The organism is Dactylosporangium sp. CA-233914 (assembly GCF_050942935.1).
Classification (GTDB): Bacteria; Actinomycetota; Actinomycetes; order Mycobacteriales; family Micromonosporaceae; genus Dactylosporangium.
The window spans coordinates 11,796,610-11,813,450 of sequence record NZ_CP192030.1; the positions used below are offsets into that span (position 1 = coordinate 11,796,610).

17 protein-coding genes are annotated in these 16,841 nt (G+C 71.9%); 5 read left to right on the forward strand and 12 right to left on the reverse strand.

The window, feature by feature from the left end:
• Nucleotides 1–42: 42 nt before the first annotated feature.
• From rdgB to ACQPY0_RS52580, 6 genes are all read right to left on the reverse strand, one after another.
• Complete coding sequence (gene rdgB, locus ACQPY0_RS52555) at nt 43–639, reverse strand: RdgB/HAM1 family non-canonical purine NTP pyrophosphatase (RefSeq protein ID WP_432979326.1); 597 nt, start codon at nt 637–639, stop codon at nt 43–45.
• Nucleotides 640–700: 61 nt separating this feature from the next.
• Nucleotides 701–1,429, reverse strand: a complete 729-nt coding sequence (gene rph / locus ACQPY0_RS52560; protein ID WP_432979329.1) for a ribonuclease PH — start codon at nt 1,427–1,429, stop codon at nt 701–703.
• A gap of 301 nt (nt 1,430–1,730) precedes the next feature.
• Nucleotides 1,731–2,609 carry an SGNH/GDSL hydrolase family protein gene (locus tag ACQPY0_RS52565; RefSeq protein ID WP_432979332.1) on the reverse strand — a complete coding sequence of 293 codons (879 nt, stop codon included), beginning with the start codon at nt 2,607–2,609 and terminating at the stop codon, nt 1,731–1,733.
• A 40-nt stretch (nt 2,610–2,649) separates the two neighbouring features.
• On the reverse strand, nt 2,650–3,765 hold the full coding sequence (locus ACQPY0_RS52570) for a glycosyltransferase (RefSeq protein WP_432979335.1): 1,116 nt from the start codon (nt 3,763–3,765) through the stop codon (nt 2,650–2,652).
• Nucleotides 3,762–4,910 (reverse strand): glycosyltransferase family 4 protein, encoded by a 1,149-nt coding sequence (locus ACQPY0_RS52575; protein ID WP_432979338.1) that lies wholly within the window; start codon nt 4,908–4,910, stop codon nt 3,762–3,764. Before ACQPY0_RS52575 ends, ACQPY0_RS52570 begins: the two co-directional genes overlap by 4 nt.
• A gap of 67 nt (nt 4,911–4,977) precedes the next feature.
• Nucleotides 4,978–5,730, reverse strand: coding sequence for an MBL fold metallo-hydrolase (locus tag ACQPY0_RS52580; protein WP_432979341.1), 753 nt, complete (start codon nt 5,728–5,730; stop codon nt 4,978–4,980).
• A gap of 242 nt (nt 5,731–5,972) precedes the next feature.
• On the opposite strand from ACQPY0_RS52580, the gene ACQPY0_RS52585 reads away from it, so the two are divergent.
• Complete coding sequence (locus ACQPY0_RS52585) at nt 5,973–6,320, forward strand: hypothetical protein (RefSeq protein WP_432979344.1); 348 nt, start codon at nt 5,973–5,975, stop codon at nt 6,318–6,320.
• Here ACQPY0_RS52585 and ACQPY0_RS52590 read toward each other — a convergent pair.
• From ACQPY0_RS52590 to ACQPY0_RS52615, 6 genes are all read right to left on the reverse strand, one after another.
• Nucleotides 6,317–7,267, reverse strand: coding sequence for a PLP-dependent cysteine synthase family protein (locus tag ACQPY0_RS52590; RefSeq protein WP_432979347.1), 951 nt, complete (start codon nt 7,265–7,267; stop codon nt 6,317–6,319). The genes ACQPY0_RS52585 and ACQPY0_RS52590 overlap by 4 nt on opposite strands.
• A gap of 5 nt (nt 7,268–7,272) precedes the next feature.
• A complete protein-coding gene (locus ACQPY0_RS52595) occupies nt 7,273–7,584 on the reverse strand; it encodes a MoaD family protein (RefSeq protein ID WP_432979350.1) in 312 nt (103 codons plus the stop codon).
• 70 nt (nt 7,585–7,654) lie between these two features.
• Nucleotides 7,655–8,146 carry a Mov34/MPN/PAD-1 family protein gene (locus ACQPY0_RS52600; RefSeq protein WP_432979353.1) on the reverse strand — a complete coding sequence of 164 codons (492 nt, stop codon included), beginning with the start codon at nt 8,144–8,146 and terminating at the stop codon, nt 7,655–7,657.
• A gap of 55 nt (nt 8,147–8,201) precedes the next feature.
• Nucleotides 8,202–8,696: a DUF2017 domain-containing protein gene (locus ACQPY0_RS52605; protein ID WP_432995785.1), complete on the reverse strand. Its 495-nt coding sequence runs from the start codon at nt 8,694–8,696 to the stop codon at nt 8,202–8,204.
• Nucleotides 8,697–8,698: 2 nt separating this feature from the next.
• A complete protein-coding gene (clpS, locus tag ACQPY0_RS52610) occupies nt 8,699–8,995 on the reverse strand; it encodes an ATP-dependent Clp protease adapter ClpS (protein ID WP_432979356.1) in 297 nt (98 codons plus the stop codon).
• A 15-nt stretch (nt 8,996–9,010) separates the two neighbouring features.
• Nucleotides 9,011–10,528: a hypothetical protein gene (locus tag ACQPY0_RS52615; RefSeq protein ID WP_432979359.1), complete on the reverse strand. Its 1,518-nt coding sequence runs from the start codon at nt 10,526–10,528 to the stop codon at nt 9,011–9,013.
• A gap of 211 nt (nt 10,529–10,739) precedes the next feature.
• Between ACQPY0_RS52615 and ACQPY0_RS52620 the strand changes: the two genes are divergently transcribed.
• The 4 genes from ACQPY0_RS52620 to ACQPY0_RS52635 all read left to right on the forward strand — a co-directional run bounded on the left by ACQPY0_RS52620 (nt 10,740) and on the right by ACQPY0_RS52635 (nt 15,960).
• Entirely contained in the window at nt 10,740–13,364 is a 2,625-nt protein-coding gene (locus tag ACQPY0_RS52620; protein ID WP_432979362.1) for a LuxR C-terminal-related transcriptional regulator, read from the forward strand.
• A 148-nt stretch (nt 13,365–13,512) separates the two neighbouring features.
• A complete protein-coding gene (locus ACQPY0_RS52625; RefSeq protein ID WP_432995787.1) occupies nt 13,513–14,757 on the forward strand; it encodes a nicotinate phosphoribosyltransferase in 1,245 nt (414 codons plus the stop codon).
• A 37-nt stretch (nt 14,758–14,794) separates the two neighbouring features.
• On the forward strand, nt 14,795–15,367 hold the full coding sequence (locus tag ACQPY0_RS52630) for an isochorismatase family protein (protein WP_432979365.1): 573 nt from the start codon (nt 14,795–14,797) through the stop codon (nt 15,365–15,367).
• Nucleotides 15,368–15,582: 215 nt separating this feature from the next.
• A complete protein-coding gene (locus ACQPY0_RS52635; protein WP_432979368.1) occupies nt 15,583–15,960 on the forward strand; it encodes an STAS domain-containing protein in 378 nt (125 codons plus the stop codon).
• Nucleotides 15,961–16,841 lie beyond the last annotated feature (881 nt).

Below are 16,841 nucleotides of genomic sequence, written 5' to 3' on the forward strand. Positions count from 1 at the left end.
CACCAGCCACGCACCACAACGCGGGCAGTCACGAAACAGACCTTAGAGGTGGTCGGCCAGGGCTCGGAAGGCCTTGCCTCGGTGGCTGATGGCGTCCTTGTCGGCCGGGGAGAGTTCGGCCGTCGTCTGGGTGTAGCCGTCGGCGACGAAGATGGGGTCGTAGCCGAAGCCGCCGTCGCCGCGGGGGGCGCGGATCAGGTGGCCTCGCATCTCGCCTCGGAAGACCTCCTCGCGGCCGTCCGGGTGGACCAGGGCGGCGGCGCAGACGAAGGCGGCGCCCAGGTGTTCGTCGGGGACGTCGGCCAGCTGGGCTAGGACCAGGCGGAGGTTGGCGCCGTCGCGGTCGGGGGCGCCGCTGGGGAGGCCGGACCAGCGGGCCGAGAAGACGCCGGGCATGCTGTTCAGGGCGTCCACGGCCAGGCCGGAGTCGTCGCCGACGCTGGGCAGGCCGGTGTACTGGACGGCCTCGCGGGCCTTCAGGAGGGCGTTCTCCTCGAAGGTCAGGCCGGTTTCCGGGGCCTCCGGGTAGGTCTCGACATCGTCGAGGCCCAGGAGCTCGACGTGGGGGGCCGAGGACTCCAGGACGCGGCGGAGTTCGACGAGCTTCTTCTTGTTGCGGGTGGCCAGGAGGAGCTTCATCGGGGCGCCGCCTTCCGGTGGGCAGTGGCGGGATCGGACAACGCCGGGATGGGCAGCGGGGTCATCCGGCGATGGCCTTCTGCTGCAGGGCCGTCAGGTCGGCGCAGCCCTGGACGCCCAGGTCGACCAGGGTGTCGAGTTCGGTGCGGGTGAAGACGCCCTGCTCGCCGGTGCCCTGGACCTCGACGAAGTCGCCGGCGCCGGTGCACACGACGTTCATGTCGACGTCGGCTACGACATCCTCCTCGTAGCAGAGGTCCAGGCGGGGCTCGCCACCGATGATGCCCACGCTCACGGCGGCCACCGAGCGGTGCAGGACCTCGGCCGGCTTGCCGGCCAGTTTGCGGTGGGTCGCCAGCCAGGCGACCGCGTCGTGGAGGGCCACGTAGGCGCCGGTGACGGCGGCGGTGCGGGTGCCGCCGTCGGCCTGCAGGACGTCGCAGTCCAGGACGATCGAGTTTTCGCCCAGGGCCTTCAGATCGATGCAGGCCCGGAGGCTGCGGCCGATGAGGCGGGAGATCTCGTGGGTGCGGCCGCCGATCTTGCCCTTGACGCTCTCGCGGTCGCTGCGAGTGGTGGTGGCGCGCGGGAGCATGGCGTACTCGGCGGTCAGCCAGCCCAGGCCGGAGCCCTTGCGCCAGCGGGGAACGCCCTCGGTGACGCTGGCGGTGCACAGGACCCTCGTGTTGCCGAACTCGATGAGTACGGAACCCTCGGGGTGCATGCTCCACTGGCGGGTGATCGAAACGGGTCGAAGTTGGTCTGGGACGCGTCCATCGGGTCGAGCCATACCGCCCACCCTAGTGGCCGCGCTGGAGAGCCCAGCCGAGGGCCGCGGCAAAGAGGGTGCCGACAAAGAGGGTGCCGACAAAAGGAGAGCACGGCCGAGGGTCGTGACAAAGAGCGCCGCGACGAAGAGATCTGCGGCGAAGAGATCTGTGACAAAAGCGTCACGACAAAAAGGAGCCGTGACAAAGAGCGCCGCGACAAAGGGCTATGACGAGAGCGCTATGACGAGAGCGCCACAACGAGAGCGCTTTGACGAAGAGCGCCGTGACGACGAGGGACGTGACGATGCCGGACGAGACGTGTCAGGCGACCTTGCCGGGTACCCCGTCGGGGCGGACTTTGGAGCTCAGGTCCAGGTCCAGCAGGTCCAGGTCCGGCGAGCCGTGGCGCCACTCGGCCCAGGCCAGGCGGATCAGGCCCGGTAGCAGGTCTGTCGAGCGGCGGATCACCCACTGGGTGCCGGCCGTCGCCATCCACAATGCCTGGGCGCTGCGGCTGGGGGGCGGGCTGCTCGGCTCCGCGGACGGGCGGGCCGCGGCGAGTCCCGCGGTGCGGAGGGTGCCGACGATGCCGCGCTCGGCGAGGAGGTCGAAGTACGAGCAGGCCAGGAAGCGGTGGCCGCGCTCGCTCGGGTGAAGGCGGTCGACGCTCCACATGCGGCGGTCGTACGAGTCCGGGTTGGCGGCCGCGTCGAAGTGGACGGTGCCGTAGCGAGCCGCGATGAGGTCGGCCGCCTGGTTGATCTCGGCCATGCGGCGGGCCAGCGGGCGGGCCAGCGGGCCGGGAAGGCCGAACATGCGGCCCGGGTCGGGCAGGCGGATCGTGAGGACTTCGGAGCCGGCCTTGCACAGGGCCGACACCGTGCGCTCCAGGTGCGCGGCGAAGCGGGCCGGCGAGAACGGGTCGCGCAGCGTGTCGTTGGTGCCGATGAGGACCGCGGCCAGGTGGGGGGCGGCGGCGAGCGCCTGCGGGAGCTGGTCGCGTTCGACGTCGGCGGCGCGGGCACCGCTGGTGGCGAAGTTGTGCAGGCGGACGCCGAGGGACTCGGCGAAGATCGGCGCCCAGCCCCGCCATGAGCCGTTGACGCGATCACCGAAGCCGGCGGTCGTGGAGTCGCCCAGAGCGGTAAAAACGACCCCAGAAGCCCCAGAATAGACACCCGAAGTGGCGAAGACAGTCATAAGACCACCCCCGAAGGAACTGAGAACCCCGTGCCGAGCGTCATCGCACGGCCATAGACGTGGCGGACGAGTGGTGCACGGCCAGGAAGCCCGCGACTGCGGCCGGCCACGAGAACCGCTCCGCACGGGCGCGGGCGTCGGCGCGGCGGGCGGCCACGGGGCGGGCGAGCACTTGCAGTACACCTTCTGCGAAGTCCGACATGACGGCGACGCCGGCCGGGCCGATCACCTCGGGCAGCGCGGACGCCGCGTCCACCACCACCGGCGTGCCGCAGGCCAGCGCCTCCAGCGCGGCCAGGCCGAAGGTCTCGATCGGCCCGGGCGCGATGACGACGTCGGCGGTGGCGAGCAGGGACGCGACCGCGGTGCGCTCGGTCACGAACTCCATGAAGTGGACCTCATGGCCGCGCGCCTGCTCCTGGAGGCGGGCGCGCAGCGGGCCGTCGCCGGCGACCACGAGGACCGCGTCGATGCCGCGTTTACGCAGGGCGACCAGGGCATCGACCGAGCGCTCGGGGCGCTTCTCCGACGACAGGCGGCCGCAGTGCACGAGCAGGAACTGGTGCCGGGCCGCGTAGCGGGCGCGCAGCTCCTCGTCGTAGCGGGCCGGGTTGAACAGGTCCAGGTCGACGCCGAGCGGGACCTGGGCGAGGTTCTGGGCGCCGATGCGGCGGAACTCGGCGGCGGCCCAGCCGGTCGTGCACACGATCTGGTCGTACGAGCGGAAGCTGCGCGCGTTGAGCAGGTCGGCCCATGGGGTGCCGAGGGGGCCGGCGAAGGTCAGCAGGCCGGCGAGGCTCTCGTGGGAGACCATGACCGTCGGGATGCCGCGCTCGCGGGCCCAGCGGCCGGTCCAGCGCAGGGTGAACCGGTCGGAGACCTCGAGCCGGTCGGGCGCAAGGTCCTCGAGGAGCTTGACGAGGCGGCGGCGGGCCAGCAGGACGCGATACCCGCCGGTACCGGGTACGACCGGGCCGGGGATCGTGATGACGCGGCCCTGGGAGGTCATCTCGTCGCAGTACGCGGCCCCGGGCACGATGAGGATCGGCTCGTGGCCCGCGGCGAGGTACCCCTCGCCGAGGGCCTGCAGCGCCGTGCGCAACCCGCCGGAGCGCGGCATGACGAAGTTCGCCAGCCGGACGATCCGTGACGTCATGCCGGAATGGGGACGGACCGGGCGGCGATCCCGCCCGAGTGGACGTCGACGTAGTGCTTGATGAGCTCGTCGCCCACGGCCGACCAGGTGCGCGAGGCGACCGCGACGCGGGCGGCCACGCCCATCGCCAGGCGCCGCTCCGGGTCGTTGACCAGCGAGGCGACCGCCGCGACGAGCGCGGGCGCGTCGCCGGGCGGCACCAGCAGGCCGGTGCGGGCGTCGTCGACCAGGTCGAGCGGGCCGCCCTGAGCCGGCGCGACCACTGGCACACCGCTGGCCAGGGCCTCCTGGATGGTCTGGCCGAAGGTCTCGAACGGGCCGGTGTGGACGAAGAGGTCGAGGCTGGCGAAGATCCGGGCCAGCTGTGCCCCGCGCCGCTCGCCGAGGAACACCGCGTCGGGCATCGCCCGCTCGAGGTTCGCGCGGGCCGGGCCGTCGCCGACCACGACCACGCGGACGCCGGGGATGCGGCTGACCGGCGCGAGGAGGTCGACGCGTTTCTCGACGGCGAGCCGGCCGACGTAGCCGACGATCACCTGCCCCTCGGCGGCCACCGCGCGGCGCAGGGCCGCGGAGCGGTGCCCGGGGTCGAAGCGGGCCGCGTCGACGCCCCGGCGCCAGAGCCAGACGCGCTCGATGCCGTGGCTGTGCAGGGCGGTGGCGGCGGCGGTCGACGGGGCCAGGGTCCGGTCGGCGGCGTTGTGGATGCGCCGCAGCCAGCGCCAGGCGGCCGACTCGCCGAGGTTCGAGCGGTAGTACAGGCGGGCGTAGGCGGGGACGTCCGTCTGGTACACGGCCACCGTGGGCAGGTCCAGCGAGGCGGCGACGGTCATGCCCCGCGCCCCGAGTACGAAGGGGCTGGCCAGGTGGACCAGGTCGGTGCCGTGGGCCCGTAAGGCGGCGGCCAGGCGTGGGCTGGGCAGACCGAGCCGGAAGCTTCCGTAGCCGGGCGTGGCCACGGAGGGGACCCGGATGATCTGGTACGGGAACGAGCCGGTGACCGAGCGCGCCCCGGACGACGGCTGAGGGGCGATCACGAGCGGCTCGTGGCCACGCGCGACAAGGTGTTCGGCGACCCGGACGACGGAGTGGGCCACACCGTTCACATCGGGCGGGAACGATTCGGTGACGATCGCGATCCGCATGCCATGACCATGAGGGCGGCGTCCATGCATGTGGCCACGATTTGTTGGCCAGACGGCGAACGGGTTCCTAAATGTCGTACCTGGCGCCGGGCCTGACGATGTCGATCGGTCCAGCGAAGGCGTTCGATGCCGCCTCCAGCGTCAGCGCCTCGCTCCCCCAGGCCGGGACGAGGTGCGTGAGCAGCAGCCGGGCGGCGCCCGCCTTGGTGGCGTGCTCGGCGGCCTCGCGGCCGGTGAGGTGCAGGTCGGGCGGGTTCTCCACGTCGTCGAGGTAGCTCGCCTCGCACAGGAACACGTCGGCGCCCTGGGCCAGGCGGATCAGGGCCTCGCAGGGGGCGGTGTCGGCGGAGTACGTGAGAACCTTCCCCTGGTGCTCCAGGCGCACCCCGTACGTCTCGATGGGGTGGTTCACCCGATCGACGGTCACCTGCATGGGGCCGATCGGGAAGCTGCCGGGCTGCAGGGCGTAGAAGGTGTAGACGTCGCTGATCGACATGGGCTCGTTCTCGCCGCCGTAGGCCGCCGCGATGCGCTCGGGCGCGGCCACCGGCGCGTAGACGGGCAGGGGCGGCAACGGGCCGGCCGGGGCGTAACGACGGGCCACGATGTACGAGCAGGCGTCGAGCATGTGGTCGCAGTGCAGGTGTGACAGCAGGATGGCGTCGACGGAGTACAGGCTCGCGTAGCGCTGCAGCGCCGACATCGAGCCCGGGCCGAAGTCGATGAGCAGGCGGAAGCCCTCCGCCTCGACGAGGTAGGCGGAGCAGGGCGCCTCCGGCCCCGGGAAGCTGCCGGCGCAGCCGAGAACCGTGAGCCTCATGATGCTGCCCTCAACCCGCCGTCTCCCGTCTTCGAACGAATCTGTGGATCGCACCGGTCAGGTGAGGATAGATCCAATTCGCGGCCCGGCCGTCGTAGGGCCCGTTCACGCTGCGCAGCCTACGCCGGACGGGCCGCCGAGGCTGAATGATCGGACGCCAGATGTCGCCAACGTGACAGGGTCACGTCACGCTCAACTACCTCGCTCGTTGCAGCCAGTGAGGCGCAAAAGAGGAGGCGACCGTGTCGGTTGACGTGTCCCGGGCGAGGCGGCTGCGCCGGCAGCTGCCGGAGGCGTTCCGCCTGCCGACGGAGGCCGACCCGCGGCCGGGCAACCGCCGGATCGCCGCGGTGTGCGCGTGGGCGGCCGCGCTGGGGCTCGGGGGCATGGCGGTGGCGCTGCGGGCGTTCGTGGGGCTCATCGCGCAGTACCGCGTGTGGTACGGCCCCACGGTCATCACCATCGGCCTGCTGGGCCTGGCGTGCACGATCGCCGCGTTCGCGAGCGTCCACCGGCGCAGGCTCCCGTTCGCGCTGCTGGCCGCCGCGTCCGTGAGCCTGCTCGTCGGCTGGGTCGTGACCGGGCTCTAAGCCCAGAGCTGCCCTTCGAGGGCGGTTTCGGCCTCGGCGAGCGTGCCGCCGTAGGCGCCCGTGGAGAGGTACTTCCAGCCGCCGTCAGCGACCAGGAACACCACGTCGGCCCGCTTGCCGGCCTTGAGCGCCTGGTGCGCCACGGCCAGGGCCGCGTGCAGCACCGCGCCGGTCGAGAAGCCAACGAACATGCCCTCGACCTCGACCAGCTGCCGGGTGCGCAGCACGGCGTCCTGGGTGCCGACCGAGAAGCGGCGGGTGAGCACCGTGGCGTCGTAGAGCTCCGGCACGTAGCCCTCGTCGAGGTTGCGCAGGCCGTAGACCAGCTCGCCGTAGCGCGGCTCGGCGGCGATGACCTCGATCTCCTCGACCTTCTCGCGCAGGTAGCGCCCGACGCCCATCAGGGTGCCGGTGGTGCCGAGGCCGGCCACGAAGTGCGTGATCGTCGGCAGGTCGCGCAGGATCTCCGGGCCGGTCGACTCGTAGTGGGCGCGGGCGTTGGCCTCGTTGCCGTACTGATACAGCATCACCCAGTCGGGGTGCTCGGCCGCGATCTCCTTCGCCGCGGCGACGGCCCGGTTGGAGCCGCCCGCCGCCGGCGAGAAGATGATCTCCGCGCCATACATCCGCAGAAGCGCGGTGCGCTCCGACGAGACGTTCTCCGGCATGACACAGACCAGCCGGTAGCCGCGCAGCTTCGCCACCATCGCGAGCGCGATGCCGGTGTTGCCGCTGGTGGGCTCGATGATCGTGTCGCCGGGGCGGAGGCGGCCGGACTCCTCGGCCGCCTTCACCATCCACAGCGCCACGCGGTCCTTGACGCTCCCCGTCGGGTTGCGGTCCTCGAGCTTGGCCCACAACCGCACCTCGGCGCTCGGCGAGAGCCGGGGCAGGCCGACGAGCGGCGTGTTACCGCACGCGTCGAGCAGGGACTCGTAGCGCGGCACGGGGATCAGCCGCGCAGGGCGTGAGCGGCGGCGAACGCGAACGCACCACCCGCGACGGCGGGCAGGATCGTCACGGAGTCGCCGTCGTTGAGCTTCGCGTCGAGCGCGCCGAGGAAGCGCACGTCCTCGTCGTTGATGTAGACGTTGACGAACCGGTGCAGGCCACCCTCACCGGTGATCAGCCGGTCCTTGAGACCCGCGTGGCGCGAGTCGAGGTCGGTGAGCAGGTCGGCGATGGTGTCCCCGGTGCCCTCGACGGTCTTGGCACCGCCGGTGTAGCTGCGCAGGATGGTCGGGATGCGGACCTCGATAGCCATGTTCTTTTCTCCTCTTGTACGGCATGAGCGTGGACGACGACGGGACGGACGATGCTGACCTGGCGGCTGTTCAGCTGCCGGTCTGACACTCGTAGTCGACGGTCGCCGGGCTCTGCCCGAAGAGATACGTCTGGACGGCGTTCGGATCCACGACTGCATTAACTACCTGAACCGGCTCCTCGGTGACGGCCCCGTCCACGATGCGGAACGAGCGGATCTCCGTCTGCTCCGGGTGGCGGGTGGAGACGAGCAAGTAATGCGCGCCGGGCTCGCCGGCGAAGGCGACGTCCGTGCGGGACGGGTAGGCCTCGGTCGCGGTGTGCGAGTGGTAGACGATGACCGGCTCCTCGTCGGCGTCGTCCATCTCCCGCCACAGCCGCAGCTGCTCCTGCGAGTCGAACTCGTAGAAGGTCATGGACCGGGCCGCGTTCTCCATCGGCACGTGCCGCTCCGGCCGATCGGAGCCGACCGGACCCGCGACGATCCCGCACGCCTCGTCGGGGTGGTCGCGGCGGGCGTGCGCGACGATCGCGTCGAGGATCACGGCGTCGATGGTCAGCACGGGGAACAGCCTACCGAAAGCTGAGCGGCACTCGCCCGTGACGGGGGTCTCACGCTCAGCCCATGAGGGCGCCGACCAGGGACTCCTGCAGATAGGTCAGGTACTGGTAGACGGAAAGCTGCGCCACCCGGGCCGACATCGGGTCCTTGAGGATCGCCTCGTCGAGCTCCGCCTCGATGTCCACGTCGTCGTCGGCGATGCCCAGGCGCATGCCGAGGGTGAGCCGGACGTCGGTGAGCGCCCGCAGCCAGGCCTCTGCCTGCTCCTCGTCGAGGGCCACCTCGCCGCCCTCGACCGGCAGCGCGTCGAGCAGCATCGCGGCCTGCTCCAGCTTCGCCGAGCGCAGGTCGTCCTCCGTGTAGCGGCGCAGCTCGGCGGAGAGGGCGGCGTCGTCGCGGTACACATCCGGGAAAAGCCGCTCGATCACCGGATCGGTGCGGTCGAACCCCTCGGACAGCAAGGTGATCACCTCGAGCATGACCTCGTTGAGCACGGCCGCCTCGGCCGGGCCGAACCGGGCGACGCACGCCGTGCCGGCACGCACGAACATGTTCACGACTGCTCCACCGTGGCCCAGAGCCCGTGCGCCTGCAGCCGGGAGGCGTCGTACTCCATCCGCTCCCGCGCCCCGCTGGTCACGATCGCCTTGCCCTTCTGATGCACGTCGAGCATCAGCCGCTCGGCCTTCTCCTTGCTGTATCCGAACAGCTTCTGCAGGACCCAGGTCACGTAGCTCATGAGGTTGACGGGATCGTTCCAGACGACGGTCACCCACGGACGGTCGGTCTGGGGCACCTCGTCAACCTCGACGTGGGTCTCTTCGATCGGTAGGACCTGCGGCGCCGCCATACCAACATGGTGCCATCAAGCGAGCAGCACGCCATGGTCGACCGCGTCCCCGGCGATGGCGGACAGCGCCTGGCGCAGCTCCGCGTAGCGCTCGCCCAGCTCGTGACCCAGCTCGACCTCGACCTCGCGCAGGGCGTGCTGCAGCCACCGCCGGCAGTCCTTCTTGTCCGGCAGCTTCGGCGGTCCGCCCGGCGCGTGCCGCGGCTGCCACATCGCGTATGACCCGGCGTTGAGCCCGATGCCGAGCGGCGAGAGCACCTGCCCCTCATCCTCCCCCGCCGCGCCGGCCGCGGAGAGGCTGTCCAGCGCGCCGGTCCCGGTGAGCGCGGCGACGCCCGAGGTGGTGGTCACCAGCAGCGCCCGGTCGCGCTCGCGGCCGTCGTCGCGGGCGCTGTCCACGGCCTGCCGGGCGGCTGCCGCGATGCGGCCGAGCACCGCCTCGCCGGGCGGGGCGTCCAGCAGCGCGCCGAAGACCAGCCCGATCAGCTCACGGGTGTCGGCGTGCAGCAGCCGGGTGCTGCGCACCGACAGCGCGTGCAGCTCCCGGTCGAGCACGCGGGGCAGCTCGGGGCAGCCCTTGCCGGATCCGAGCTCCTGCACACAGCGCACGTGGATGGTGGCCAGGTCGATCGAGACGCGCTCGACGGCGGCCAGGCGGCGGGTGCGGATCTCGCGGTCCAGCTGCTCCTGCCAGCCGTCGCCGGTCGCCGAGACGGTGGCGGCGGTGACATCGGCCGCGCGGGGGCCGGCCGCGGCCTGCTCGTCGGCCCAGCTCTCCAGCTGGTGGCGCAGTTCGGCGACGCCGAAGACGCTCGCCGGGTCCAGCGAGACCGGGAACCAGGGCGCGGTGGCCAGGCGCGGTCCGCGCGAGGCGAGCAGCGCCCGGTTGGCGGTGAGCATCTCGGGCCACTCGTCGTGCTGGTCGATGCGGGTGAGGACGAACGCGATCCGCTCGACCCGGCCGGCCGCGGCGCCGAGCAGGTCGAGGTCGGCGCGGCCGAGCGGGGCCGCGGCGTCGACGACGAAGAGCAGGCCGAGCCCGCCGGCGGCGGCGTCGAGGGCGATCTCGGCGGTGGCCGGATCGTTGCCCCCGCGGCCGGGCGTGTCGATCAAGGTAACCCGCTTGAGCAGCGCGGACGGGTGGGCGATCTCGATCCGGCGGGCCGGGCGGGCCGGACCCTTGACCGTGCTGCGCTCGGGGAACGGCCGGGGGTCGCGGTGGCCGGGCACGAAGGCCCACGCGTCGGGGCGCTCGCCGTGGCGGAAGACCACCCAGGCGTCGCCCGCCTCGATCGGCTCGCCGTCACGGCGGATCAGGGCGTCGACCAGGGCCGTCTTGCCGGACCCGGCGGTGCCGGCGACGACCGCGCTCGTGCGGCGCGGAGACTGCGACGGGGCCGTGGACTGCCGTTGGTTGCGGCTGCCGCGGATCGGCATGGCGGACACTGAACTCCCGCTCGTCGGGGCGCCGAAGACCGGCGCTGACGTGAGCGTCAGATCGATCAGCGGCGCCTGCATGACCCCGAAGCCCATGTGCGACCTCCTTGTGCACGCCGGGTCGAGAATGCCCGGGAGAAGCCCGTCCGCGCAGCTCGTCGGCGCTGCGGGGCGGGGCATCGGAACGCTACGTGAACGGACACTTACAGCAGCAGGGTCGCAGCTACTCAACTGGAACCGAACGCACTACTCAAGTTCGTGCTTCCGCGGGTACGCCCCGTAATCAACGTATCGATATGCTGCGACAGTGCCTCCCTGGAGCTTTGTCGGCAGAAGCGCAGAACTCGTCCGTGTCGCCGAGGCGGCCTCCGGTTCCACCGGTCGCGGTCTGATTCTCGGCGGCCCGCCCGGCATCGGCAAGAGCCGATTGCTGCGCGAGGCGGTCAACACTCTTGACCAGGACAGACTAGCGGTATGGACCGCGACGGCCAACGCCGCCACGGCGGGTCTCCCGCTCGGCGGGCTGGCCCAGGTCCTCCCGCCCGACCAGCCCGCCGGGGGCTCACCCGCCGGGCTGCTGCGCTGGGCCGTCGATGCCCTGCACCGGCAGGCCGCCGGCCGGCCGATCGTGGTCGCGATCGACGACGCCCACCTGCTCGACCCGCTCTCGGCCGCGCTCGTGTACTACGTGGCACGCTCCGAGAACGCCACCGTCCTCGGCACCGTGCGCACCGGCGAGTCGGTTCACGACCCGATCAGCGCGCTGTGGAAGGACGACCTCGTCGAGCGGATCGAGCTCGGCCCGCTCACCTTGCAGGAGACCTCCGACCTCCTGCAACAGGTGCTCGGCGGCCCGGTCGACTCGGCCTCGGTGGACCGGCTGTGGCAGTTGTCACAGGGCAACGCGCTGCTGCTGCGCGAGCTGGTGATCGCCGCCCACGCGGCCGGCGAGGTCATCGAGAGCTACGGCATGCAGCGCTGGACCGGCAAGGTCGACCTGGCCCCGACGCTGACCGAGGTGGTCGACGCGCGCATCGGCAAGCTGACCCCGCAGGAACGGGCGGTGCTGGAGCTGGTCGCGTTCGGCGAGCCGATCGGCCTGCCGCTGCTGGTCAAGGCGACCGACCTGGCCACGGTCGAGACGGCCGAGGAGCGCCAGCTGGTCCGGGTGGTGGTCGAGGACCGGCGGACCACGGTGCACCTGGCCCATCCGCTCTACGGCGAGGTCGTGCGCCGCCGCTGCCCCGTCACCAGGTTCCGCCGCCTGCTGGCGGACCTGGCCACGCTGGTGGAGAACTGCGGCGCCCGCCGCCGCGACGACCTGCTGCGGGTCGCGGTGTGGCGGTTGGACAGCGACACCGCCCGCGACCCGGTCCTGCTGCTCAACGCCTGCCGGCTGGCCTTCGCCACCTACGACATGGCCCTGGCGATGCGGCTGGGCAAGGCCGCCGTCGCGGCGGGCGGCGGGTTCGACGCCGCCGAGACGCTCGCCACGATCCTGATGTTCGCCGCCTGCCCCGACGAGGGCGCCCTGATCCTCGACCAGAACGAGGGCCAGATCGCCGACGAGAGCCAGCGCAGCCGGTGGCTGTCCATCCGGCACATCACCTCGCAGTGGGGCCTGGGCGACTCCTCCACCGCGGACGAGATGAACCGCGAGGCACACAAGATCAGCGACCTGCGCGAGCGCTCGCTCACGCTGTCGGTCGAGTCGACCATGCGGCTGCACCGCGGCGACTACGGCCAGGCGCTCACCCTGGCCCGCACCGTCCTGGACAGCCCGGCCAGCGCGCCCGGGCCGCGCGCCCTGGCCCGCAGCATCATGGGCCACCTGCAGGCGATGCGCGGCACCCCGGTGCAGACCGTCAAGGCCATGGCGATGCTCGACAGCGACGCCGCGCAGTGGCGGGCCGAGGTCCCCTACATCCAGCTCGGTATCGAGCTCGCCCGCGGCACCGCCATGATCCTCGCCGCCGACCTGGAGGCCGTCGACGCGATCGTGGCCACCGAGTTCGCCGGCATGGCCGACGCCGGCAACTTCCTGCTCGGCTCCGGATACCTGCAGATCGTCCGGGCCCAGGCAGCCCGGCTGCGCGGGCACCTGCAGGAGGCCGGCCGCGCCGCCAGCCAGGCCAGCGCCATGCTCGCCACCGGACGGATCTTCGTCGCCCTCGCCCACGCCGAGCGTGCCCACGTCGCGGCGCTGCTCGGCGACCCCACCGGGGCCGCGGCCGCGTTCGCGCTCGCCGAGGAGACGCACTACCGCTCGATGGAGGTCCTGTACCCCTGGCTGGAGGAGGCCCGCGCCTGGGTCGCCGTCGCCTCCGGGGACGTGGCCACCGCCGCCGAGGTGCTGCGCCGCCTCGCCGCACGCAACCGCAGCGACGGCTTCGCCGCGCACGAGATGTTCGCGCTCTACGACCTGGGTCGGCTGGGCTTCGCCGCCGAGGTCAACGAGCGCATCGGGGCGCTGGCGCAGACCGTCGAGGGCCGGCTCGCCCCGGCGATGGCCTGGCACGTGCGCGCGATGGCCGAGGAGGACGGCGGCGCCCTGCTGGCCGTCGCCGAGGAGCTCGCGGAGATGCAGCTGTACCTCTTCGCCGCCGAGGCAGCCGCCGGCGCGGTGACGCTCCTGCGCGGCATCCGCTCCCCGCAGACCCCGCGGGCGGCCCAGCGCCTGGCCGAGCTGCGCACCGAGTGCCCGCACGCGGTCACGCCCGCGCTGGTCGTCCCGCAGCCGATGCTGACCGGGCGGGAGCGGCAGATCGCCCGGCTGGCGGCGGCCGGGGTGCCGTCGAAGGAGATCGCCGACCAGCTGTACCTCTCCTCGCGCACGGTCGACAACCACCTCATGCGCGTGTACGCCAAGCTGGGCGTCACGGGCCGCGCGGAGCTCGCCGCCGCCCTGCGCTCGCTGCCGCCCGAGGAGTGATCGCCGGCCCGATGCACCGTGCGGGGCCGCCGGCCGCGCACGGTGCATCGGGCCCGCCCGCCGTGGAGTGATCGTCGTCCTATGCGGCTTGGAATATGTTGTTCAGGTGACGAGTAGCGCCCTGCTGACGGACCACTACGAGCTGACGATGCTGTCCGCGGCCCTCCGCGACGGCACGGCCGACCGGCGCTGCGTGTTCGAGGTGTTCGCGCGCCGGCTGCCGACGGGCCGCCGATACGGGGTGGTCGCGGGCACCGGCCGGCTGCTCGACCTCGTCGCGGCGTTCCGGTTCGGCCCGCAGGAGATCGAGTTCCTCAGCGGCCGCGGGATCGTGGACTCGGCGACGGCCGAGTGGCTCTCGCGGTACAAGTTCAGTGGCGACATCGACGGTTACGCCGAGGGCGAACTGTTCTTCCCCGGCTCGCCGATCCTGACCGTGAGCGGGACGTTCGCCGAGTGCGTGGTGCTGGAGACGCTGATCCTCTCCGTCCTCAACCACGACAGCGCGATCGCCGCCGCCGCGGCCCGGATGGTCACCGCCGCCCGCGGGCGCGCCGTGATCGAGATGGGCTCGCGCCGCACGCACGAGGAGTCCGCGGTCGCCGCGGCCCGCGCCGCCTACCTGGCGGGCTTCGCGTTCACGTCCAACCTCGAGGCCGGCCGGCGCTACGGCATCCCGACCACCGGCACGGCCGCGCACGCGTTCACGCTGCTGCACGACTCGGAGCAGGCCGCGTTCGTCTCGCAGGTGGCGACGCTGGGCAAGCAGACCACGCTGCTGGTCGACACCTACGACATCGCACAGGGCATCCGCAACGCGATCGCCGTGGCCGGGCCGGACCTGCGGGCCGTGCGCATCGACTCCGGCGACCTGTCCGTGCTCGCGTCCGAGTCCCGGGCCCTGCTGGACTCGCTGGGCGCCACGGACACGCAGATCGTCGTGTCGGGCGACCTCGACGAGTATGCGATCGCCGCCCTCGCCGCCGAGCCCGTCGACGCCTACGGCGCGGGGACGGCGGTCGTCGTCGGCTCCGGCGCGCCAACCGCCGGGCTGGTCTACAAGCTGGTCGAGGTCGACGGGCGGCCCGTGGTCAAGCGCTCCGAGAACAAGGGCACGGTCGGCGGGCGCAAGACGGCCGTACGGCGCCACAAGCCGACCGGCACCGCGACCGAGGAGATCGTGGTCTCGCTCGGCGCGCCGGAGCCGCAGCCGCACGACCGGACGCTGCAGCGGCCCCTGCTGCGCGGCGGCGAGCCGGTGGCCGATCTGCCGACGCTGACCGACTCCCGCGAGCACCTGCGGCAGTGCCTGATCTCGATCCCCTGGGAGGGGCTCAAGCTCTCCGCCGGCGATCCGGCGGTTCCGGTCGTCATGACCGGCGGCACCGTCTAGCCCCTTTTGCCGGTACGTCCCCTTTGGAGGCACCCCCATGCCGCGCGCTTTGATCGTTGTCGACGTCCAGAACGACTTCTGCGAGGGCGGCTCCCTGGCCGTCACCGGCGGCGCCGGGGTGGCCGCGGAGATCTCGGCCGCGCTCGCCGCCGGCTCCTGGGATCACGTGGTGGCCACCCAGGATCACCACATCGATCCCGGCGCGCACTTCGCCGAGCACCCGGACTACGTCCGCACCTGGCCGGCGCACTGCGTGGTCGGGACCGGCGGCGTCGACTTCCACCCCTCGCTCGACACCGCGAAGGTCGAGGCGGTCTTCGAGAAGGGTTCGTACGCCGCAGCCTACTCCGGCTTCGAGGGCTCGGCCGGCGGCCAGGGCCTGGGCGACTGGCTCCGCGCGCGGAACGTGACCGAGGTCGACGTCGTGGGCATCGCCACCGACCACTGCGTGCGGGCCACCGCGCTGGATGCCGTACGTGAGGGCTTTGTTACGACCGTGCTGTTGAACCTCACGGCCGGTGTCGCACCGGCGACCACCGAGTCCGCCCTGGTAGAGCTGCGTGAGGCCGGAGTGACCTTGGTCGGTGAACCGGTCGTGTCCAACAGTTGACCGGTCGGCTGATGGCACATGGCTGGACTTGCCGTGTAACAAGCGACGTGTACCGTCATCCGGGCAAGCGGTCTCGCGGGACCAATGTGAGGACTTCTCACGTCACAACGTGAGGAGCCCCTACACGGAGCGTGGCGAAAATGGCAAGACTTCGCTACGCTTGCGGGACCTCGAAGGGTCGTCCATGGTGGACGGCTCAGCACCAGGAGGGTCACGTGAAGTTGTCGATCGAGACTCGCCCTTCGGATCAGCGGGAGTCAGTGCTGACGCTGAGTGGCGAAATCGACTATGAGACCGCTCAGGAGCTCCGCACCGCAGTGAGCTCAGTGCTCGACGGAAGCATCGACCTCCTCGTCATCGATCTCGCGGGGGTCACCTTCCTCGACTCCACCGGCATCGGCACCCTCGTCGTTGCCAAGCGCATCTGTCACAGCATGGGCGTCAAGCTCGACATTCGCCGGCCCAACCCGTTCATCGCGCGCCTGTTCGCGGTGGTCGGCGTGAGCGACATCCTCGGCGTGCCGATCCCGCCCGGCACCGTGTCAGGCCGCCTCCCTTCCCCGCGCGAGCGGGGCGTCACCCAGCCGGCCTGACCGCTTACGGAATGTAAGCCTCTCCCCGGCTCCGGCCGCCCGTTTTGGACACACTGAGTGGAGTGCCCCGTCGTCACCTGACGGTGGCGCTCCACTCACCCGTGCCCGCTCTCGGCCCCGACGCAGCAGTGACGCCGAGTAAGGCACACTGACGCAGCGTGATCTCTCTCATCCCACGCCGATGATCCGTCACAGGTGGCGGGCTGCCCGGATTTTTCGGATATGTGACCTGGCGTGGTCCGAGGAACGACGTAGACACGGACACGATGGGTCACTCACGGCCGAGCGCCTTGGGCGATGTGCACGGGCGGGACCGAAAACGCACCACTCACGGCCGAACGCCTCGACGATCCGCGGGAACACGGACGAGACGGCGCCGCCCGCAGGGCAGGGCCGAAGAACGGCGCCGCAAGCAGGTCCAGACCGCCGTCACCGCTGGGCCCCGACCCGATCGGGTTCGCGGCAATCGCCCGGACCACCCGCGATGGGAACCCTGGGCGATGCACGGGAGACCGGCCGAGACGGCGAACACGGCGCCACGCAGGCAGGAGCTGACAACAGCGCCGCAAGCGGACCAAACCGCCGCTCACCGCCAACCCCGACCCCAACCATCGACCTCAGGTCCGCGGTGATCGCCCGGGCCGCCCGCAATGCACGGGGAACCGGCCGAGACGGCGGACACGGTGTCGAACACAGGGCGGGACCAGAGGACAGCGCGTACGCGGGGCCCAGAGCGCCGCTCGCTGCCGAAACGCACGAGGCCGTCGTAGACCGGGCTCAGAACGCCGCTCGCGGCCCAGAAGCCCGTGGCGAGGGGACGGGGCACCCTTGGCCTGTGAACGGGGGAGAGTATCGATGCTGTGGAACGGGAACGCCCCCGG